The following is a 24,344-nucleotide window of genomic DNA, read 5'->3' on the forward strand; positions in this document are numbered from 1 at the left end:
AGCACGGTGGAAATCAGCTTCCGCGTGACGAACACCGGCACCCGCGGCACCCGCGAAGATGCGTGGACCGACCGGCTCTACCTCTCGCTCGATGCTTCGCTCGATGATGGCGATTGGCTGATGAGCCGCGAAATCTCGCCCGGTGTGGTGGTACGCGCAGAAGTGCCGCACAACGGCGTGCTGAACCCGGGCGATTCCTACATTGCCCGCGCCACTGTCACCCTTCCGTTCGAGCTGCAGGGGCCGCTGCACGTGATCGCCATGGCCGATTCCGGGCCGTCGGAATCGGGCTTCCGGGCCAGCTCGCTCTCCTCCCGGTTAAAAGGTGTTTCGGGCAGCGCCAGCGGTATGGTGCGCGAATTCGAAGGGGAGGGCAACAACACCACATCGCAAGCGATCACGCTGACGCCCTACAGCCCGCCCGATCTGATGGTGAGCGCAGTGTCGGTGCCCGACCGCGTGGTGCGCGGCCAGAAATTCACGGTGGAATATACCGTCATCAACAGCGGCGGCGATACGCCCGCATTGCAGGCGCGCTGGGACGATCTGGTCTATCTCTCGCGCGATCCGTTCCTGGATCTGACCTCGGACCGCTTCCTGGGGTCTGTCCGCCACACCGGCGGTCTTGCCGGGGGGCAAAGCTATGACGCCAGCACCGAATTCACGATGCCGACCAATCTTGGCACCGAGGCGTACTACGTCTTCGTAATCACCGATCCTGCCCGCTTCGATGCAACCGGGGCTGTATTTGAGGCGAACGAGCGCAATAACGCGCGCAGCACCATTGATCCGGTGCTGATCGATCAGCCTCCGCCGACCGACATCCGCGTGGGCAATATCGTCGTCCCCTCCAGCGCCGAACCGGGCGATCCCGTCACTGTGCGCTGGACCGTGGAGAACATCAGCGCAGTTACGGCCAGCGGCAGCTGGACCGATGCGGTCTATCTGTCCGCCGATGCCGCATGGGACATCAACGATACGCTGCTGGGCTATGGCGACTTTTCCGGCTCGCTCACCACCGGCCAGACCTATACGCGCGAACTGACCACCAGCCTGCCGGGGACGGCAGCGGGCGATTACCGCGTGATCGTGCGCACCGATGCGCGCAACCAGCTGGCCGAAGACACCGGCGATGCTAACAACACCACCGCCTCGGCCAGTGCCATCAGCGTTTCGGTTGATGCGCTGACGCTGGGCGTGCCGCTGACGGTGGACCTGAAGCCGGGGCAGGAGCGGCTCTACCGCATCGTCGTGCCCGCAGGCCAAACGCTGCGCCTGCGCATGTCCTCGGACGACGAGCGCGCGATCAACGAAGTCTTCGTGCGCCACGATGCCGCGCCCACCTCGGCGCAGTTTGATGCGACCTATACCGGCCCGCTTGCGCAGGAGTTGACCGCGATCGTGCCCGATACCGAACCCGGCACCTATTACGTGCTGGTGCGCGGATTCTCCGGCCCTGACGAGGGCAGCGCGGTGACGATTACGTCCGATTTGCTTCCGCTGGTAGTGACCGACATCGACACCGACACCGGCGGTGACGGCAAGTTCGTTACCACCACCATCAAGGGCGCACAGTTCCGGCAAGGCGCAATCGTCAAGCTCTCGCGCCCCGGCATTGCCGAATATGAACCCGTGGCGATGAAAGTCGTCGATGCTTCAACCATCATCGCCACGTTCGATTTCACCGATGCGCCGCACGGACTTTATGATCTCAAGATCATCAACCCCGACGGGTCCGAGACGTCTGAACCCTACCGCTTCCTGATCGAACGCGGGATCGAGCCGGAAGTGACCATCGGCGTGGGCGGCCCGCGCGTGATTCTGGCGGGCGATCAGGCGACCTATTCGGTGGCACTGCAGAACCTTGCAAACCTCGATGCGCCCTACACCTATTTTCAGGTGGGCGTGCCCGAGTTGAACTTCAACAAGTACGTCTATGGCCTGAAATTCCTCGAATTCTACACCAACGTGCGCGGCGTGCCCGATGGCGCGGAAGGTTCTGCCAACAGCGCGGTGCCGTGGCTGAACCTTGAATCGATCACCAACACCAACGGCCAGCTGATCACGTCCGGCTTCCTTTACGATCAGCCCGCCAACGGTTTTTCCGGCTTTACCTTCAATGTCCTGACCTACCCCGGCCTGAAAGCCATGGCCGACCGCGCGTTCGAAACGTTCCGTGCGCAGATGGAGACGGTGTTCCCCGAACTCGACGACATCCTTGCAGGCGGTGAGAGCAACATCGAAGAGTGGTGGGAAGCCGTTAAGGAGAACGTCGAAGAGAAAGTGCCGGGAGCAGGGGCCATCCTTGAAGGTCTTGACTTTGCTGGCCTCTACAACGCCAACACGGCGGTGCCGAGCACGGACGAAATCCCGTTCATCCCCTATCGCTTCCACATCATGGCCGCCGCGACAACTATGACGCGCGCCGAATTCGTGGCGTTCCAGACCGCTGAGGCCAAGGCGCTGCGCACCGCGATCCTCGAAGCCGACGATGCCGCCCCCGGTTTGCTGGCACTGGCCGCGAATGAACAGGAATGGACCGACCTGTTCCTCGCTGCGCTGGAAGAAGCGCAATTGCTCCGCCCCGAAGGCGAAGTGCCACCGATCCGCACGCAGTCGCACGTCGTCTCCAAGATGGCCGTGCTGGCGTCGGGCATTCTGTTCGGCCCCGCAGGCAGTGAAGTGCGCTCGGGCGGAGACCTGATCGGCTTCTTCGAACAACTCCGCACGCTCTATGGCCACAAGGATGGCCAGATGGCGGACATCGATTTCTATGATCCGCGCCAAAGCCCGCGCTACATCGGTGAAGTGCCAATCCCGGCGCTCCCGGACTTTGCCGACTATGACCTCGGCCTCAGCAACCCTACCGCGTTCGAGGCCTTCCGCATCTTCGTGCCGTGGCTTTCGTTTGATCAGCGCGGCGCTGGGCTTCCAGCCGATTTCCAGATCACCGGGCCGGAACCAGTCGACGGTGACCCGTTTGCCGCGCTTGATTTCAGCAATGTCTTTCGCAGCGAAGGCGAGGTGGGCAGGCTGGCCTCGATCACCGGGCCGTCCACGCTCGATACGGCAGGCTGGCTGCCGGGCGGCGCAGCGCTGCCCTATTCGGTCGGCTTTGAAAATGCCGAAGGTTCGGGCGGTTACGTGAATGAAATCCGCGTCACCACGCAACTCGATCCGATGCTCGATCCGCGCAGCTTCACCTTCGGCGATATCAAGATCGGCGATATCACCATCGACGTTCCCGATGGCCGCACCAGCTTTCAGGCGCAGATCGATTTCACCGCCACGCGCGGCTTCGTGCTGCGGGTCAGCGCGGTGCTCGACCTCTTCCAGCAACCGGCTGCGGCAAGCTGGCTGATTCAGGCGATCGATCCGCTGACAGGTGAAGTGCTGGAAGACACCACGCGCGGGTTGCTCGCGCCCAACAATGCACTGGGCAGCGGTGCAGGCTTTGTCGCGTGGAGCGTGGAGCCGGGCGATACGGTTCAGACCGGAGACCGGATTAGCGCCTCTGCCCGCGTGGAAATGACCGGCTTCGCGCCCGAGGACACCACCGTCCTTTCGCAGGCGATCGATGCCGAAGCACCCGACAGCACGATCACGGCCGCGCGCGTCGGCACCACTAATGACTTTCAGGTCGATTGGAACGTGCGCGACGATAACGCAGGTTCCGGCTTCCGCCACGTCACGCTTTATGTTGCCGAAAACGGTGGCGATTTCCGTATATGGCAGCGCCGCCTGACCGATAGTTCCGGTATGCTGGTGTTTGAAGGGGAAGCGGGCAAGACCTACGAATTCCTCGCGCTCGCCACCGATGTCGCGGGCAATGTCGAAGTGCCGCGCCCCGGCGTGAACGCTGTGGCCGATGGGTCTCCGGTGAACCTTGGCGGCACGCCGATGGTGCCGGGTACGACTGCGCCCAATTTCGGCCAACCGCCTGCGCCTTCGCCCGAACCTTCGACCAACGCCCTGTTCCTTGCAGCGCAGGCGAATGTCCCCGCCGCCGATCCGCTGACCGCGCCGAGCGAGTTCGAAGACGTGCTCAGCCCCTTCATCGCCCGCGCCTTTGCCACCGGCATCGGCACCAGCGATGCCGGGATCGGCCCGATGGCGATTGTCGAAACGCCGGACGGGGATTTACTCGTTTCCGGCGGCCCGAACCGCGGCAGCATCTGGCGCGTCGACGGCAATGGAGGCGTGGTTGGCGAACCGCTCGTCACGCTCGATGTGCCGGTGTTCAACATGGCGTTCGACGTCGAGGGACGGCTCTGGGCCACCACCGGCGGCGGGCAACTGCTGCGGCTCGACCCGGTCACCGGGCAGATCCTCCAGCGCTATGGTGACGGCGTCACCATCGCGCTCGCCATCGATCCCGATAGCGGCGAGATTTTCGTCTCCACCAATGGCGGCGTGTCCACGTTCGATCCCGACACCGGCCTGTTCGAACAGTGGAGCCGTGATGAAGGCCTGCGCGTCGGCAGTCTCGCGTTCGATTCAGAAGGTACGCTGTGGGGTGTGACCTGGCCTGATCGCGAACAGGTCGTGCGCTTCACCGATCTGCGCCGCGCGGAAACCATGCTGCGCTTCGATGCGCCGGTCGATTCCATCGCGTTCGGACAGGCGGGCACGGCGCTGGCAGACCTGCTCTTCGTTTCGCACACCGCTGGGACCGTGGCCGATACCGGGGTGGCCGAGGCAGGTAGCGAACTGACCATGGTCGATCTTGCCACCATGCGCCGCATCGCCGTGGCCAGCGACGGTACGCGCGGCGATGTGGTGCACACCACCAGCGATGGCCGCCTGCTCATCAGCCAGTCCAATCAGGTAGACCTCGTCGCCCCGGCAACCGCGCCGGTGGTTATCGCCACGAATCCGCCTGCCGGTGCGCAAATCGCGCTGCCGCAGGCGTTTCTCTCGGTCACGTTCGATCAGGACATGTTCGTCGGTTCTGCAAGCGATGCAGGATCGGTGCTCAACCCAACCTACTATACGCTGGCTGGGGAAACCGTCGGCACTCTGGCCGCGCGTTCGGTCACCTATGACGCTGCAACTCGCACCGCCTATCTCAATTTCGGCGTTCTCTTGGCCGACAGCTACACCCTGACCGCCGGTTCAGCGCTGACCAGCCAGTACGGGCAGCGCATGGCAGTCAACTACGCCACGCAGTTCGAAGCCTTCGACGATATCAGCGCACTCGTAGACCTGCGCTTCACCAACACCCGGCTCGACCGCGCAACCGGCACGGTCAGCTACGAAGTGGTCGTCACCAACCGCACCGACGGGCCGATCTCGCTGCCTGCACTGCTGACGATCGATCCGCTGGCAGGCTTTGACAACGTGCCGATCGATGCCGCAGGCCAAAGCGAAGACGGCCGATGGCTGATCGACCTTGGCGCATCGCTGCCGCTGAACGGCATCCTTGAAGCCGGGCAATCGACCACCGGGCGCACCGTGAGCATGGCCACCGGCACGCAGCGCCTGTCCTTCGTGCCCGGCATCGTTGCAGGCACGCTGCCCAACACCGCACCGACCTTTACCAGCGCATTGCCCACCGCGCCGCTGACCATCGGCGCAGCTTTCACCTATCAGGCCAGCGCCACCGATGCCGAAGGGCAGGCGATCCGCTTTGGCCTGCTCACGGCCCCTGCGGGCATGACCGTCGATGCCGAAACCGGACGCATCGCGTGGACCGTTGCTGCCGATGCCGCGAGCAATGTGCCAGTGATCGTGCAGGCCATCGACACACGCGGCGCGATCAGCCTGCTCCGCTTCGAGCTGCAAGTGACCGGCGGCAACCGCGCGCCCGTGTTCTACCAGCCTCCCGTTGCGCTGGAGGGGGCCGAGGGCCAACTCTTCGAATTCACCCTCGAAGCCGTCGATCCCGATCAGGATACCTTGACGCTCGTGGCCGATGGCCTGCCCGGCGGCGCAGTGTTCGATTCCTCCACAGGCCGCTTCTCTTGGCGCGCAGACTACCGCGCGGCAGGCACATACGACCTGCGCTTCCTTGCCAGCGACGGCATCGCAAGCGAGGAAATCGTCGTGCGCCTGTCGGTGGCCGAAGCCGTCGAGCCGCCCACAGTCGTCATCCCCGCAGACCGCACGGCGCGTGAGGGCGATTTCGTTCGCTTCCAGATTCAGGCCAGCGTCGATCCCGCCCGCGACCTCACGTTCTCCAGTGCAAACCTGCCGTTCGGTGCCGTGCTCAATCCGATCACCGGCGAATTCCAGTGGATCCCCACATTCACCCAGCAGGGCACTTACAACCTCGCCTTCACCGTATCGGACGGCCAGAGCGAGGTGAACTTCACCACCAGCGTCACCGTGTTCAACGCCAATGGCGCGCCGGTATTCAGCAATCAGGATGGCTGGCAAGTGCTCGAAGGCCAGCCGCTGACGATCACCGCCTTCGCCTTCGATCCTGACAATCCATACTACACGCCCTCGCTCCGCGATGCCTCGGGCACCGTGCTCCAGACCACCGACCTGCCCAAGACCGTCAACGTCGAAGTGATCGGCACATTGCCCGATGGCGCAACCTTCGATGCCGAAACGATGACGCTGAACTGGACGCCGCGCGGCGATCAGGTGGGTGAACATGTCGTGCGGCTGCGCGCAACCGACACCGGCGATGGCACCGAAGCCCCGCTGTCGACGCAGATCGACATCCCGATCAAGGTCTTCAACCAGAACCGCCGCCCGGTGGTCAGTCCGATCGAGAACGTCACGATCGATCGCGGCGAAGTGGTTGAAATCCCGGTCAGCACCAGCGACGCCGATGGCAACCCGCTGGTCTTGCAAGCCGTCAACGAAAGCCCCTACCGCCCGCTCCCTGGCTTCGTCACGCTGACCGACAATGGCGATGGTACCGGCGTGCTGCGCATCGCGCCGGGCGCTGGCGATCGTGGCGATTACACGATCATCGTGGTTGCCACCGACGATGGCGACGGCAGCACCGAGCCCCTGGCAGGCGGCTACGCCTTCAACATCAGCGTGGAAAGCCCCAACGAAGCACCGGTCTTTGGCTACCTCGGTGATGCCGCCGCCGTGGCGGGCGAACTCCTGCAAGTGCTGGTCGACGTGTCCGACATGGACGAGGACGCGCTCACTTACGCGCTCACCGGCCTGCCCGGAGCCACCGTCACGCCCACCTCGGTCTATGGCCGCGCGCTGATCACGTGGACGCCCACCAGCGCCCAGATCGGCAGCTACAGCGCGCAACTGACCGTGCGCGACAGCGGCAGCGGCGTGACCACGCAGGCCACCGACAGCGCCACCTTCAACGTGACCGTCCGCGCCGCCAACGCCGCCCCGCAGCTTGCCCCCGTGGGCGACCAGCAGGCGCGTGAAGGTGAGGAACTGGCCTTCACCGTGCGCGGGGCTGACACCGACGCAGACCGCCTGACCTACCGCATGAGCGGCGCGCCCGAAGGTGCAGTGCTTGATCCGGCCACTGGCGCATTCCGCTGGACCCCGGCGGGCAACCAGTCCGGCACCTACAGCGTCACCTTCACCGCCAGCGATGGCCATTCGGTCAGCGCCGAGACTGTCACGCTCACCGTCGCCAATGCCAATCAGGCTCCGATCATCGTGCCCATCGGCCTGCAACTGGTCCGCGAAGGCTCCGACCTCGTGTTCCGCGCCAGCGCTTCGGACCCTGACGGCGATCCGGTGCAGCTTGCCGTCCTGAGCGGCCTGCCGCAAGGCGCGTTGTTCGTGCCCAGCAGCGGCGAATTCCAATGGACACCGGGCTTCGATCAGCAGGGCGACCACGTCCTGCTGCTGCGCGCAGTCGATCCTTCCGGGGCCAGCACCGACGTTTCGGTCGTGATCCGCGTGGCCGACATCAACCGCGAGCCGGTGATCGATGAAGGCTACCATGGCTTCACCGTGGGCGAGGAAAAGCGTTTCACCATCAACGCCAGCGACGAAGATGCGGGCGATACGCTAACGTTCACCGCCGAAAACCTGCCCGAGGGCGCAACCCTCAATGCCGCCACCGGCGAATTCGTCTGGACGCCGGGACCGGGCCAGATCGGCGATCATGTCGTGACCCTGCTGGTCAGCGATGGAAAGGCGACCACCCGCAAGACGATCCTGCTGCGCGCGCTGATCGAACCCATAAAGCCCACCGCACGTATCGAACTGACGCCCAGCTTTGCCGCCGTACCGGGTGCCCCGGTAATCGTGACCGTTCAGGCCGCAAGCCTGTCAAACATCACTACCGTGTCGCTCACGCTGAACGGCGTGGCCCAGACGCTCGATGCCAACAACCGCGCCACGATCACCGCGCCAGTCCCCGGGAAGTACACGCTGGTCGCCACCGTACGTGATGCCGATGGCGGCGAGACGACTGCTACGCGCGTGCTCAAGGTGCGCGATCCGCTAGACCAATCCCCGCCGCTCCTCAGCCTCGCGGGCAATCTCGCCAATGCGCTGGTCGATGGCGCTATCGACATCTCCGGCACGATCACCGACGCCAATCTGGATGACTGGACGCTGGAACTGGTCCCCACCGGTGGCGAGGCCGTCATTCTCGCGCGCGGCGATGGTCCTACGTCCGGCGTGCTGGCCGGGCTAGATGCCCGCACGCGCCCGGATGGGTTTTACACCCTGCGCCTGCGCGCCACCGACATTTCCGGTCGCAGCAGCGTGGCCACCGCAGCCGTCGAATTGCGCAGCGGGGCCAACAAGACCGGGCGCTTCGTCACCACCGCCACCGATTATGCCGGAACCATCGGCAGCGTGCCGTTCGAACTCGAACGCCGCTATGATTCCCAGACCGGTCAGTGGGGCTATCTCGGCATCGACGTCGATCTGCAAAGCTCGGTCGGCGGCACTTTGCGCGCCGATGGCGCCCCGCCCGCGTTCGAGCAGGGCACCCGCGTCTATCTCACGCTGCCAACCGGAGAGCGCGCAGCGTTCACCTTTGCGCCAGTGGCCGAAACGATCAATGGCCAGACCTTCTATCGCCCCGCCTTCGTCGCCGATGGCACCCACGGTTATGTCCTGACATCGGCTGACATGCAGTTGCGCAGTGTCGGCGCCGGGTTCTTCTCGGTCGAAACCGGCATTGCCTATAACCCTGCGGCCAGCGTCTTCGGCGATGCCGACTATCGCCTGACCGCGCCCGATGGCACTGCCTATGCGATTGACAGCACGCGCGGCACCGTGGCAATCGAAACGGCGGCGGGCACGCTGCTGGTGGGCGATAACGGCATCGTCGCTGCAGGTGGCCAGTCGCTGGCCTTCGTGCGCGATCCGTCGGGCAACATCGCCCGCCTGACCGCGAGCGACGGCACCACCATCGTGCTAGAACACGATGCTGTCGGCCGCGTGCTGGTGGCGCGCGATCTTTCGACCGGCGCAGGCGCGCGCTATGCCTATGATGCACAGGGCCGCATGATCCTCGAACTGCCAAGCGCAGGTACAGGCCGCAGCATTGCCTATGGCGAAGGCAACACGGTCACACAGTCCCCGGTCATCGCCAACCTTGCCGTTGCCGCCAGCTTCACCGGCCAGACCGTCTCCGGTTCGCTGGGCGGAGCAGGTGAGGCCAGCTACGCCTTCACCATCCGCGAAAGCGAGATTGCCAAGACCCCGACCGGCGTGGTGATCCTGCGCGTGGTGACCGAAGGCGCAGCCACCCCGGCCATCGACGGCGTGCGCCTGCTGTCCAGCACAACCGCTGGCACGACCAGCACGTCACTGTTTGCCATAGAAAGCGCGGGCCTGCACCTTCTGCGCCTTTCGGGCACCGGCAGTTACACACTCGAACTTGGCATCGCAGGCGATCTGAACGCCGATGGTAGCGTTGATGGTCTGGACAGCACGGCGCTCGCTGCCGCCCAGCCGGGCAGTGACATCACTGGCGATGGCGCGATCAATGCCGCAGACCGTCAGGTGCTTGCCGCAAACTTCGGCTTCATCGCCAACCGCGCGCCGCAAGTGGCAGCCGTCCTGCCCGATTTGCTCACCCACGTCGATCTGCCGATGTGGATCAATCTGTCCGATATCGCCAGCGATCCCGATGGCGATGCGCTCTACTTCCGCGTCGTCGAAGTAACCGGTGGCACCGCGCGGCTTACGGCAGATGGGCAAAGCCTGATCTTTACGCCCGACGCGGGCTATGCCGGAAACGCCACCTTGCGCGTCGCCGCCGATGACGGCTTCGGCAGCTCGGCCGCAGCAGGGCTCGCGCTCAACGTCTCCAATGCGCCGCTGACAGCCATAGAATTCGAAGCCCGCGACATAGAGTTCGGTTCCATCACCGAGCAGTTCCGCACGGGCCTCATCGGCACTTTCGCGGATCAGGCGAACGTCTTCCTGCCCTATTCCTATGTCACCACGCGCATCGGCGATGCCAGTGTCGCCACGATTTCGGCTGATGGCCTGCTGCGCCCAACTGGTCCGGGATCTACCTACCTGCAAGTCACGCACGGCTCGATATCCGCCGCCACCGCAGTTTCGGGCGGGGAACCGAGAACGGTCAGTGAAACGCTGACGTCGATCTACAGCATCAACGCCTATCCCGATGCAGTCACGCTACTGCCAGCAGGCGGCACGCGCCAGATCGTGGTCAGCCTCGATCCCGCTCAGTCGATCTTCGCCAGTGACTATCCCGAAACGCCCACGATCTATGTTTCGGGCGATAGCTCCATCGTTAGCGTCGATGCCAATGGCGTGATGACCGCGCTGCGCGAAGGGCGCACCACCGTTACCGTGATCCACGCGCGCGGTGAGGATGTGATCGAAGTGGCAGTCAAGGCACCGGTAGTCGGCAATACGGCGGCAATCGACGCCAGCGACGGTGGCATCATCCGCAGCACCGACGGTATCATGATCGCTTTCGGCCCCGGCGGGCTGAGCGCCGATGCCACGGTCACGATCCAGTCCGTGACCGAGGCCGAACTCGACATTCCGATCCCTGCGCCCGACCTGTTCGATTTCGTCGCTGCGTTCGATCTCAATGTCGACGGCGGCGATTTGACCGAGGCCGTGCAACTTGCCGTACCGGTCCCGGCAGGGGCCGGAAATGTCGGTGATCAGGTATGGATATTCGTCGAACAGGAACTGCCTGTCGGTGAAAACGGGGAACTCCAGAAGGTCTGGAACGTGCTCGATTCCGGCACGATCGACGCCGATGGCATGGCCCGCGTCAAGTCCCCGCCATACCCTGGCGTTGCCGAGAATGCATTTCCCGGCCTCAGCAAGAACGCCCGCATTCTCGTTGGCCGCCTGGGCGAACCCGTCCCGACGCTGGCGGTCAACGCCGGGTTCAAGCTGGCAAACTTCTTCGTCTTCATGCCGGCGGTGGGCATCGCAGCCGGAGGTGGGCTAGCAGGCGGCATCGTCGGCCTCGGCCTTGCGTCGCTAGGCCTGATGATTGCGCAATTGCCCGATCTCGCCGCGCGCGCAGCGGTGGAGATATTCCGTCAGGCGGGTGATGGCACTTACGACAAGGTTACGCTGCAACCCACCGCCAATACCTTGAGAATCAACCGCACGATCTATGCGGAATTCCCTGCAGCCGAAGACCAGAGCGATGAAGGGCCGGTCATCCTCGACGTTCAGCCCAGGTTGCTTGATGACGGCGGTTCGCAGCTTGTCATCACTATAGACAATCCCGGCGCGGACTTGTCGAAAATCGATCTGGTCCTGCGCCACGGCGGGCAGGAAATCGTGCTGTCAAAGGATCAGGTGACGGTGGTTGCCGGGCCTGATGGCACGGCGATCCTGACAGCGCGGACCAGCCGCAGCGTTTTGCTTGGCTCCACGCAGATTTTCGTAGAACGGCCCCGGCAGGACAGCCTGCCGGACCGCACGATCCGCAGCGCCTCGATCAAGGTGGACAACAAAGCCTCGTTTGGTTTCGTCGGTTCGACCACGGGCGTGCTTGTTATCGATCTCAAACGCAATTTCGAAACCGAACAGGAAGCCGATCGGCTGTTTCACACGATCAGGCTTTTTGGAGCGGACAATCAGCCGGCATCGGTGAATGAAATCGTCACCACGTCCGATCTTGGCGCTGCCTTTGCCGCCACGAACAAGGGCATCGCGGTCATCGATACGCTGTCCTTGCAGCAATACGATGCCGATCCGTCGAAGGCCGGTGTCCAGATGATCGAGATACCGGGAGGTGCGGTCACCGCGCTCGCGGTCGATCCCAACAACCGCTATCTCTACGCCGCAGGCCTCGGCAAAGTCTACGTGATCGACATCAACCCCTCGTCGGCCAACTACCTCAAAGTGGTCGAAAACGCGCTTGGCGCGATTGACGTCAGCATCGTCAGCCGGGGCCAGAACTTCGGCCATATCACCAGCATGGCATTGAACGCCGATGGCACGCGACTCTATGTGGGCGTGCCGGTGTCCGAACTGTTCGGGTCACGCGGCTGGGTCTATGGCCAAAAGGGCGACAAGGGCCTCGTCATGGTGATCAACACCGACGAGGGTGATCGCGTGGCCAAGGCGGGCGAAAACCCCAAGAAATGGCGCCAGATCATCGCCAAGCTCGATGGCGGGGTCGAAGTCTATGATATCCAGGCCACCACCGATCCTGACAAGATGGTCTACGTCTCACGCGGAGACCGCGACAACGGGTTGCGCCTGATCGAGGTTGCCAACGACGATCCGCTGAACTTCGTGCTCGAATTCGGCGGGCCGCAGGTCATCGGCACCAGCCTGACCGAAAAGTCCACCGGCGTCGAATACAAGCCGTTCACTGTCGCTGGCTACACGGTGACAGTCGACCGTAAACGCACGACCGACGAGGCATCGTTCTCGATAGGCCGTATCAACGATCTCAACGTCCACTATGCCTCGGGCGTGGCAGTCACGCCGGACCGCCAATATGCCTTCGTCGCCGAATGGGGCCTGCCGCCTGCTTACTGGGGGCCAGATCAGCAGAACGGGCAGGATATCGAAGATCTCTACGTCACCGGATCGAAGATTCTGGTGATCAAGGACCCGTTCGGCGCCAATCCGATCCTTGTGGGATCGACCACGCCGATCCCCTTGGCGTTCCTCGAAGAACTGCGGATCGACAGTTCGGGCCAGAAACTCTACGCGCACTATCGCGGCGTCGGCAATGTCGTCATCCTCGATGTGGCGCAGTTGCGCGCCATCGATCCCGCGCCATTCCTCGATCCCGACCAGTGGCAGCGCACCGCGCTCGATCATCCCACCTTTGGCGTCGATTTCTACAAGCCTGCCATCGATGTGCCCCGCCATGGCCGCGGCATGGCCTTGCAGGAACTGAATGCGCTGCGCCTGATCGCGCCGACCAGCGAATTCGACATCTTCAACCAGAACTCCGAACTGCTCAGCTTCACCTGGGACATCGATACCAGCCTCGTCGAAGTGCCCGAAGATGGCTACGAAACGCGCTTCTTCCTCAGCGCGCTGCCACCGGGCAACGGCCTGTGGCCTGATGACAGTCCTTCGCCGCGCTATTTCTTTGACAGCAACCCCGGTTCCGATCTGCTGAACGCGGGCGATACCAATCCCAACCGCATCCTCACGTCCCAGATCCTGCGGCCCGGTATCTACAAGGTCGATGCCCGCGGCAACATCACCCGTACTGGCGATACCGACAACAAGACGTGGAAGGTCTTCGTCGACGCAGCCTTCGCCCGCGCCATGACTGCCGGACAGGACTACTATTGGGGCGTAGAACTTCTTGGCGAGGACGTGCGAGAATCCACCTCGTTCACCGTCACCCCCAAGCAGCTCAGCACGCCCTACAATGGCGTTACGCTGCTGACGCATGACATGCAGCTGGGCCTGTCGATCGACGATGATCCGTTCGAAAGCGAGGGCGGCGCTTTCACCACGATGGCCAATATGATCGCCGAAGCTGGCGGCGGTGGTGTGGTACTGCGCTATGAAAAGGCAACCGGCGACTGGGTCGATATCTTCGATTCCACCAATCGCAATGCCGATGCCCTGATCGCAGGCAAGCCGGTGGTGCTGATCGCCGATTGGGCCAAGGAATCCGACATCACCGACATCGGCTTTTCCGAAGCCGCAGCCGATGCCTTCTTCGCCTCTCTTGTCCTGCTCAATCAGGCAAGCGGCGGGAAAATCTTTGCCTCCTCAATGCACTTCATCGGCCACGGGCGCGGTGCCTCGGTTAATTCCGAGATCATCCAGCGCCTCGGCACCTATTTCCCGGCAGCAGGTCAGGCCGATGGCGGCATCCACATGACCACGCTTGATCCGCACGATTTCAAGCAGGATACGCTCGCGGTACCGCTCGATACGCTGGCCAAGCTGCTGGCGCAGGGGATTGGCGCGGTTGTCGGTCTGCTCGCGCCCAATGTCGGGGCGAAGATTATTGAATTGGGAGAGAAGATCCCCAAGCTGTTTGAACTTGCAGCATTTCTCGGATTGAAGTTGAATCCCGTACAGTTCCAGGACTTCAAGGACCCCAGGGTTCAGGTCTGGAACAATGTCGGTTTCGCCGACAATTACTACCAGACCCTCGCGCGAATGGAGACCACGGACCTGCCCGTGGGCGATGAACTGCGCCGTTTGTCGTTTACGCTCACCGCCAATGGGCGCTCGGTCAGCGGTGCCAATCTTGATGTCCTGCTCAATGGCCGGTCGGGATTCACTCAGGACGATTTCGGCTTTGGTCCCTTCAGCATCGGCGCTGGCGGCCCGCACAACCGCGTGCTGGAATGGTATGCCGGGACGATCGACACCAGTGTCGACAATCTCGAAGGCTATCCGATCTATCGCCGCGTCACCGATGAAGGCAAAGGCACGCTGTCGCTGGTCCTGCCAACCGAAGATTTCGGGCGTATCCCCTGGTACAATGTCCAGCCCGCGCTGGTAACAGCGGGCAAGCCGACCGTGTTCTATTCCGAAGTTCCCGGCATGATCTGGGAAGGCATCGGCATGGGCTGGTACTACAGCGCGGCCGGGGGCGGGGCGGACTATCGCACCACAGGCGGCCCCCGCGTCAACGTGGCCGAGGACAACTCGCAGGCCACACCGGGCGATCAGCCCGTGCCCACCGTGTTCAACGGCGAATTCGAACTGGGCGTGCGCAATTCATTCTGGAACTTCCTCACGCAAGGCGGCAACGCCAGCACCAGCGTGTTCGAAGAGGCCACTTTCGGCCGGTATCCCTTGGCCTACGAACTGCCCGGCTGGTCCTTCCACGGCGGCGGTGGCTTCAAGCTCGATTTCGGCGATTGGTTCGGCGAAATCGACATCACCGGCATGTTCGCCATGCAGACCAGTGCCACGCAGGCGGGCCTCGATGTTGCCGGACGCCTGATGGACACGGTCGGCAAGAAGCTTGGAGACAAGTTGTTGCGAGGCCTGTTGATGAGGGCGGCGGGTTTTACACCGGCACCGCCAGCGGGAACCGACGCATTCTTTGCCTGGCAGGAAGAGATGAGGAAGAACCTGCCCGGAGCCTTGGCGGATCTCGAGAACTATCATTTCCTGTTGGCGATCGTCGAAATTTTCGATGATCTTATCAAGGCCGCAATCGATGCAGGTGCGGTATTTGGAGACGGATTCAACTTTCAGGACTTTCTGGGGAAGGCCACGAACCCGAAGCCGGACGAATTCGACGGCTTCCGGGAAATTTTCAAGAAGTCGTTCGAGGCGGTGTTCAAGAAAATATTCGGCGAACAATCAGGAGAATTGCGCAGTGATTATGCGCTGATGTTCGGTGGTACCGCTGCTGTAAAGGGCATTCTCGATGGTATAATCGCAGGCATCGACAAACTCGGCCTGCCCAGTGGGCTGGCCGAGCAGGTCACTGGCGCCATCAAGAAGTTCATCGACGAAACCACCGATTTCTCGACCGTCACCCACAACCGCATGTTCGTGCCGCCCAATGCGAACAAGCTGCATCTGGAAACCTTCGCTCCGTGGGTGATGACACCCAAGGCTTCGATCCTCGTACGGATGACCGCCGAAGGCGTTGACGTCGATCCCCTGTTCGAAACCGTCAAGCTCACGCCCGGCTTCCTCCAGAGCAACCAGTTCGTGATCGACGTGCCTCCGCAACTGCGCGGCAAAGTGGTGACGCTGCAGATTACCTCGCTCAATGCCGAGGAAATCGTCGAGGACTTCAACGCGTGGTCCTTCCCCGAAATCGATGGCGAAGCAATTGAAAACAAGGTCTTGTTCGAACCTGATGAGCGGACAATCGCGCAGATATCCGATAGTCCAGCGCAACTGGCCGCGCTTCAGCAACAGGCGCAGTGGATCTTCGATCATCCCGATTCCCAAGTGCAGTTCTTCGGCTATGCCGATCCCATCGGCACTATCGAATACAACCGCCAGCTTGCCCTAGATCGCGCCACCGCAGTCACGCACTACGTCCGCCAATTCCTCGTCGATCGCGGGCAGTCCGCAGCGCGCGTACTCGATCCGGTGTCCATCGGCGAAGTAACAGCCGTGGCCATCCCTGGCGGAACGTCTGCGAGCTACACGCTCGAACGCCGCACCGAAATGCGCGTGCGAGAACGCGTAACAATCGTCAGCGAAAGCGACCCCACCGACCCCGCCTATGCTGCGGGCGAAGAAATCAGCCAGGTATTCTTCCTCGATGGCGTCCGCTTCAGCCTCGTCACCAGCGGCGATCCGATGGAACTCGATCCGCAAGGTGCCGTGCCGCAGGGGGCGCCTGTCTCCACGCTCGCGCAGATGCAGGACGTGATCGATGCGGCCAAGCAGGCGTGGCTGGACAATGGCGTCTACGCCAATCTCGACAATGTCTTTGCCGGAATCACCTTCGAAGTGCGCGATCTGGGCGACAATGCACTGGCCTCGTTCGACGATGGCCTGCTTACTATTGACGATGACGCATCGGGCTTTGGCTGGTTCATCGATCTCAGCCCGGCTGACAGCAGCGAGTATACTGCCGGAGGCAAGGCACACCTGTTCGAAGCCCTGTCCGGCAGCGGCGCGCAAGGGCGGGTAGACCTGCTGACCGTGGTCATGCACGAACTCGGCCACGCCGTCGGCCTCGAAGATATTGCCGCCACGCTCGAACCCCGCTTGATGAGCGCCACACTGCGTCTGGGCGAACGCCGCGTCTATTCCGAATTGGACGCTGCGCCTGCGCCTGCCGTACCCACCACGCCTGCCGCAGATCCCATGGTCCTGCTCACCGGCGCAGCACTGCCCGCATCGGGCTCGGGCGTGCAGACCTTCTCGACCCTCAGCGCATCCGGCGCGCCCGTGACCTCGGCACTGACCAACGGCGATTTCGTTGCGGCCACCGGCTGGACGGCCAGCGGCGGCGGCGTGGTCTCCGGCGGCGTCGGCGTTCTGGCGGAAGACTCACGCTTCCTGTCCTCGCTCCAGCAAGGCTTCGCCGTTCCCGCAGGGGCAGACAGCATCACCTTGCGCATCGCTTCAGCCAGTCTCGGCAGCAATGCCGCGCTGCCGCCCGATGCCTTCGAAATCGCGCTGCTTGATCCGGTCACCGGCGCTTCGTTGCTCGGCGCGATGGGCGGACTTTCGCTCAGCGATGCCTTGCTCAACCTTCAGGCCGATGGCTCGCTCTACCTCGCACCCGGAGTGACTGTGCAGGGCAATCCGCTCACCGGCGCGGCCATCGTCACGATCTCCCTCGCAGGCGTCGATACCAGCAACGGCGCATGGCTCAGCTTCGACCTGATCGGGCAGGGCGCGCTCGACAGCCTTGTGACGGTTGATGATGTCGGCTTCGGCGGCGCAATCAACAGCCCGCCCGTGGCGCGCGATGATGATGCTGTGGTGGCCGAGGACGGCGAAGTAGCCATCGACCTCCTGTCCAACGATAGCGATGTCGATGGCGACCCGCTGGCGGTCACCATCCTCACCGCGCCCGCCAACGGCACTCTGCGTGCGCCCACCACACCGGGCGACGCATGGACCTATGTGCCCGATGCCAACTTCAGCGGCACCGACAGCTTCACCTATCAGATCAGCGACAACATCAACCCGCCCGCCACGGCCACCGCGCGCATCACGGTGAGCGCCGTCAACGATACGCCGGAAATCACTCCGGTAGCCAACCGCAGCGCCACCGTGGGCGAGGCGATTGCTCTGGCGATTGCGGCCAGCGATATCGAGGACGCGGCGCAGGATCTCGTCTTCACCCTGCTCGAAGGCCCGCAGGGATTGACGCTGTCCCCACAAGGCCAGTTGCAGTGGACAGCGGCGGGCAGCGGCCAGCAAACCGTGCGTCTGCGCGTAACCGACAGCGGCGGGGCGAGCGCCGAAACCAGCTTCGTCATCGCCGTCACCCCGGCCAACAATGAAGCCCCGCAGATCGCAGCCGTTGCCGCGCAACAGGTGGATGAAGGCGCAAGCCTCAGCTTCGCCCTTTCCGCCACCGATGCCGATCACGCGGCAGGCGATCTCGTCTACAGCCTCGTCACCGGTCCCGCCGGTGCCACCGTCTCGCCCGCAGGCCAGTTCAACTGGATCGCCACCGATCAGGCCGCGCAGCAGCCGGTCACCGTGCGCGTCACCGATCCGGCAGGCGCATTCACCGAAACCAGCTTCGTGATCAACGTGGCGCTGGCGCCGGACAATCTGGCTCCGGTGCCCAATGCCGTCGCCAATCGCACAGTGACGGCAGGCGGCGTGCTGATCGTCCCGCTTTCCGCCACCGACGATCTCGACGCGCCGAACGATCTGGTCTGGTCGCTGGTCTCCGGCCCGCAAGGATCGGCCGTCTCGCCCACTGGCCAGTTCAGCTGGCTGGCGAGCGAAGCGCTCGGCCCACAGGACGTGGTCGTGCGCGTAACCGACAGCGGCGGCCTCTTTGCGCAAACCAGCTTCACGGTTACCGTCGAAGCGCGCGCCAATCAGGCCCCCGCCATCGATCCGGTCAGCAACCGCGCAGTGCAACAGGGCACCGCTGTCAGCCTGCAATTGACCGCGACTGACCCCGATCACGCCGCCAACACACTGGTCTTCGAACTCGTCTCCGGCCCGCTCGGAGCTGCCGTATCGACCGACGGCCAGTTCGTCTGGACCGCCGATCTGACCGGCGATCAGGCGATCACCGTTCGCGTCACCGATCCTGCCGGAGCCTCGGCGGAAACCAGCTTCGTCATCGCGGTTGCTGCCGTGGGCAACGACGCCCCGCTGCTCGCCCCGATTGCGGCGCAGGCTGTCATCATTGGTGGCGATGTTACACTCGATCTGGTCGCCAGCGATCCCGACGACGACCTTTCCACCCTGATCTTCGCGCTGGAAAGCGGCCCGCAAGGCGCTGCGGTCACACCACAGGGCCGCTTCACGTGGACCAGCAACGTGCTTGGCACCGTGCCGGTTACCGTCTCGGTCATCGATCCATCGGGCAACCGCGCGGAACGCAGCTTCGACATTACCGTGGGCGCCGTACCCAATATCGCGCCGGTCCTCGCGCCCTTGAACGACCAGACAGCCACCCAAGGCGATGATCTCGCCTTCCAACTTTCCGCCTTCGATGCCGACGATGCTTTGGCAACGCTGGTGTTCTCGCTGGTTTCTGGTCCACAAGGCGCACAAGTCACCCCCGACGGGCGGCTGACGTGGCAGGCGGCAACGCTGGGCGATGCGGACTTCACCATCCGCGTCACCGATCCTGACGGTGCGTTCGATGAGCGCAGCTTCAACATCACGGTGAGCGCGCGTCCCAACATCGCGCCGGTGATCGATCCGCAGCCGGTGGTTTCCGTGGCCGAGGGGCAGCAAGTCCTGCTCGATCTCACCGCGACCGACGCCGATGGCCCGGCCGATGCGCTGGCGTGGGAACTGGTTTCCGGCCCTTCAGGCGCAGTGCTTACCCCGCAAGGCAGGCTGACATGGCTCGCCCCTGATGGCGCGGCGAGTGCCGAGTTTGCGGTCCGGGTCAGCGATGGCAAGGGCGGCATCACCACCGGCACGGTCACTGTCAATGTCACCGATGTCGCACCTGTCCTGACCGTGGTGGGCAGCGGCAGCGCCGGGGCAGGGCTGGTCTACCGCCTGCAACTCGCGCTGACCGATCCGGGGCAGGATACGCCGCAGGAATGGCGGATCGACTGGGGCGATGGCACCGTGGTCAGCAGCCTCGCCGGAACGGCATCGGCGGCAGAGCACGTCTTTGCAGGCGCGGGCCGCTTTACCGTGCGCGCCACTTTGCGTAACGAGGACGGGACTTTCACCGCGCAGCCGCTGGTGGTTGATGTCGCCGCAGCGCCGCTCTTGCAAGTCACCGGCAGCGGAATCGTCGGTGGCAGGCTGGTCGTCCGCTTCTCGCAAGCGCTGGCGGCCTTGCCGCTGACCGGCACTCCGGTCACGCTGGTCGGCTCGGCGGTCGGCGCTGTCACCACTGCGCTGACGCTCGATGCCAATGGTGCGCTTGTGATCGCCCGCGTCGATGGCAAGGCGCTGCAGTATGACAGCTACGCGCTCGAACTCTCAGCGCCCGCCTTTGCCAGCGCGCGCGGATCGTTGCTTGATGGCGATGCCGATGGCGCGCCGGGGGGCAACTATCGCACCACGCTGCGCTTTGAGCAGGCGCGTCCCGGCCTTGCCTCGCTGCCCGATTTCCTGCGCGTGCCGGGTGAGAAGATCGATGTGCCGCGTGAAGCGCAAGATGGCTTGCAGGTGCGCTTTGCCAGCGAGGGTGGGGTAAAAACCCTGCGCTTTACAGTGCAGTACGATCCTGCACTGCTTGCGCTTGATGGCGTAAATGCCGGGCCGGACTTGCCCGAAGGCGCAAAGCTGACATGGGAAGTCCTCCCCGCCAGCGGTGGCAAGGCGCTGGTGCGCGTCACCGTGATCAGCGATACGCCGATCGCCGCGGGCAGCGTTGCGCTCGCCAGCCTCGATGCAAGAGTGCCGCAATCCGCGCCCTATGGGGCCAGCGAAGTGCTTGAAGTGCAAGTGGAAATGATCAACGCCGCCGATCCCACCGCGCTGGCACGGGACGAGGCGTTGCAAGTGGTCGGCACCTTCGGCGATGCCGATGGCGATCAAATCCTCACGATTCTGGACACTTACGAAATCACGCGCCTTGCGGTGCGGAGTGAGGGGGAATTCGCCGCATGGAGCGGGATTCCGCCCGAACTGATCGCAGATATCCGCGATTCCCGCTTCTTCAATTCTCCGCGCTTGCCGATCATCGATCCGCTGGTTGCGGCGGACCTCCGGTTGCACAGATCGACCAGCGCGCCGATGGCCGATCTGCCGGAAGTCACCTATGGGTTCGCGCAGGCGGTGGCGAAGTGGGCGGGGGACATCTGGACGACCGATACCACGCCATTGCCGCCGGAAGAGGGCGTGAAACCTGCTGAAAAGCCAGCAGAAAAGGGTGCTCCGGCAACGCCGAAGGCCGCAAATCCCGAAGTGCACCAAACAGCACCTGACGGCACCGGACCGCTCACCAACGCCCCTGCGCCGGGCACTCCGGCGCTCATGCTGGCAAACCTGCTCGCTGGCCCGTCGCCGTCCGGCTTCATGCTCGAAGATGCGCTCATCGCGGTCGGCCTGCCAGTGCTGATTCCGAACCGCGAGGACAGGGCAAAGGGTCGCCGTCGCAAGGCTGAAGAGGAGGCCGTCTGATGGCCGAGGTTCACGCCGAGATGCTCGACGCGGATGAGGCCCGCACCGCCGCGCCCCAAGAGGCCGCGCTTTGGGCGGCGCTGGCGATGGCCAAGGACGGCGCAGGCTTCTGCCGCGCCTGGCTCGATCTGCAATGCGCCCGCACGCCGGAGGCCAGCGGCGGGTTGATCCTGCTGGAAGCGCAGGGCGGCGGCTTTGCGCCTGCTGCGGTCTGGCCTGCCGGGCCGAGCAATATCGACCCGCTGCGCGAGGCGGCAGAAGCGGTGCTGGCGAGTGGTCAGCCGCAGATCGCGCCGGGTGGGGAGGGGCAGACCGTCATCGCCTATCCCGTTGGATCTTCGGCAGAAGTTCACGGTGTGATCGTGCTGGCGCTCGCCTCTGCCGATGCGGGCACCTTGCAGCAGACATTGCGCGAACTGCACTGGGGCGTGGGCTGGATACTGACGCTGGTATGGCAGCATCGCGCGGCCGAGGCGGGGCAGGCAAGCGCCGCGCCTCCGCCCGCAGCGGTCGCGGCGATGGAATTGCTGGCGGCGGTGCAGGAGCATGAGGGGCTGGAGGAGACGCTGCTGGCCTTCGTCAACGAGATTGCCCGTGCGGTGGGGGCGGACCGGGCGGCGGTGGGGCTGGTGCGGCGCGATGCGGTGCGGCTCTCGGCGATGTCTCACGGCGCGTGGTTCCGGCGCAAGTCCGAACTGGCCGAGACAATCGAGGCCGCGATGGACGAAGCCTATGACCAGCTCGCGCGGATTGTGTTGCCGCAAGGCGATGCGGGCGACGATTGTGGCGCGGTGACGATCCAGCACGCGCGGCTGATTTCGACACTGGGCAGCGGGGCCATCGCCTCGATCCCGTTCGAGGACCGGGGTATCGTGACTGGCGTGCTGACGCTGGAGCGCGACCGGGGCCGCGCACCGTTCAGCGCGCGGGACTTGTTGCTGTGCGAGACGGCCGCTGCGCTGGTTGCGCCGACGATCTCGCTGAAGCAGCGCGAGGCGCGGCTGGTGAGCGGGCGCATCCGGGACAAGGCGATGCATGGCGCGCGCGCCGTGTTCGGTCCGCGCCGTCCGCTGGCCAAGGCACTGGCGATTGGTGCGGTGGTGCTGACCTTCGTGCTTCTGGTGCCGCTGGCGCAGTTCCGGGTGGGGGCCGATGCGACGCTCGAGGGCCGGGTGCAGCGCGCTGCCGCCGCACCGTTCAACGGCTTCATCGCGCGGTCGATGGCGCGGGCGGGCGATGTGGTGCAGGCGGGGCAAGTGCTGGCGGTGCTTGACGACCGCGACTTGCGGCTGGACCGGGCGCGGGCGGCGGCCGAACTGCAGCAGGTGGACCGGCAGTACCGCAAGGCGCTGGCGGGGCACGAGCGGGCCGAGATGAACCTGCTGGGCGCGCAATACCGCCAGGCCGAGGCCGAACTGCGGCTGATCGATTACAAGCTGGAACGCATCGCCATCACGGCGCCCTTGAGCGGTGTGCTGGTATCTGGCGATGTCAGCCAGTTGGTCGGATCGCCGGTGGAAGAAGGCAAAGTCCTGTTCGAAGTGGCCCCCGCGGACGACTTCCGCGTGGTGCTGAACGTGGCCGAGGGCGACATTTCGCACGTGAAGCCGGGGCAGGAGGGCCAATTCGCGCCGACCGGCTTGGCCGGGGAAACCGTGCCATTCACCGTGACCAAGCTGACCAGCGTGACTGCCGCGCGTGACGGGCAGAACACGTTCCGGGTGGAGGCTGAACTTGCGCCCGAAGCGCGCGAATTGCTGCGGCCCGGGATGGAAGGCGTGGCCAAGGTCGATGTGGACCGGCGCAGTCTGGCCGGCATCTTGCTGCGCTCGGTGATCGGCTGGATGCGGCTGTTTGCATGGGAGTGGCTACCGTAAATGGCCAACCCGTTCGAGAGCGCCAGCTGGTTCAACGTCGCGCATCTGCGGCCCAAGCTGCGCGCGCACGTGCGGGTGCGGCGGCATGTCTATCGCGGAGCGATGTGGTACGTGCTCGATGATGGTGCGGCGGGGCGCGTGCATCGGTTTGCGCGCGGGGCCTATCTGCTGATCGGGCGGCTGGACGGCGCGCAGACCGTCGATGCTTTGTGGCAACGGCTGGTGGACGAGATGGGCGAGGATGCGCCGACGCAGGACGAAGTGATCCGCGCGCTGGGGCAGTTGCACAACTCCGATCTGCTGGCGAGCGACGCCGCGCCCGATACGGCGGACCTGTTCAAGCGGCAGAAGAAGCAGCGGCGGCAGATCTGGTTGCAGAACCTGAAAAGCCCGATGTCCCTGCGCGTGCCGCTGGTGGATCCCGACAGGTTCCTGACCCGCACGATGCCGTGGGTGCAGCCGCTGTTCGGCTGGGCGGGGCTTGCGCTGTGGCTCACGCTGGTGGTGCCCGCGCTGGTGCTGGCGGGGCGGCATTGGGACGAATTGACCGGCAACCTGTGGGACCGCGCACTGTCGGCGGACAACCTGTTCATCATGGCTTTTGTCTATCCGCTGGTCAAAGTGATCCACGAACTGGGGCACGGCTTTGCCGCCAAGGCGCGCGGGCGCGAAGTGCGCGAGATGGGGGTGATGCTGCTGGTGCTGTTCCCGGTGCCCTATGTCGATGCCTCTGCCGCCAGCGCCCTGCCGAACAAGTGGCAGCGCGCGACGGTGGGTGCAGCGGGGATGATGGCAGAACTGGCGCTGGCGGCGCTGGCGATGTTCGCGTGGGTCATGGTGGAGCCGGGCACGTTGCGGGCGGTGCTGTTCAACGTGATGCTGGTGGCGGGCATTTCGACCGTGCTG

General features: G+C 64.3%; 3 protein-coding genes (2 of these 3 only partly in view). All 3 read left to right on the plus strand.

Translation table 11 applies throughout. The annotated features are described in order from the left end of the window. Tightly spaced (each overlapping or abutting the next), the 3 genes in view from B7X90_RS01135 to B7X90_RS01145 form a layout consistent with a single transcriptional unit that may run on beyond the window. On the plus strand, positions 1 to 21,561 hold the 3' portion of the coding sequence (locus tag B7X90_RS01135; RefSeq protein WP_292620956.1) for a putative Ig domain-containing protein. It extends 15,789 nt beyond the left edge of the window; the window shows 21,561 of its 37,350 coding nt (coding positions 15,790-37,350); its start codon lies off the left edge, out of view; the stop codon is at positions 21,559 to 21,561. Continuing rightward, the gene (locus B7X90_RS01140; RefSeq protein ID WP_292620957.1) at positions 21,561 to 23,438 is read left to right on the plus strand and encodes an HlyD family efflux transporter periplasmic adaptor subunit; all 1,878 of its coding nucleotides are present in this window, start codon (positions 21,561 to 21,563) and stop codon (positions 23,436 to 23,438) included. Before B7X90_RS01135 ends, B7X90_RS01140 begins: the two co-directional genes overlap by 1 nt. After that, positions 23,439 to 24,344: the 5' end (the start) of a peptidase M50 gene (locus B7X90_RS01145; RefSeq protein ID WP_292620959.1), read on the plus strand. 1,272 nt of this gene lie beyond the right edge of the window; only the first 906 of its 2,178 coding nucleotides appear in the window; the start codon lies at positions 23,439 to 23,441; its stop codon lies beyond the right edge, outside the window.

Source organism: Novosphingobium sp. 17-62-19 (assembly GCF_002256775.1).
GTDB lineage: Bacteria > Pseudomonadota > Alphaproteobacteria > Sphingomonadales > Sphingomonadaceae > Novosphingobium.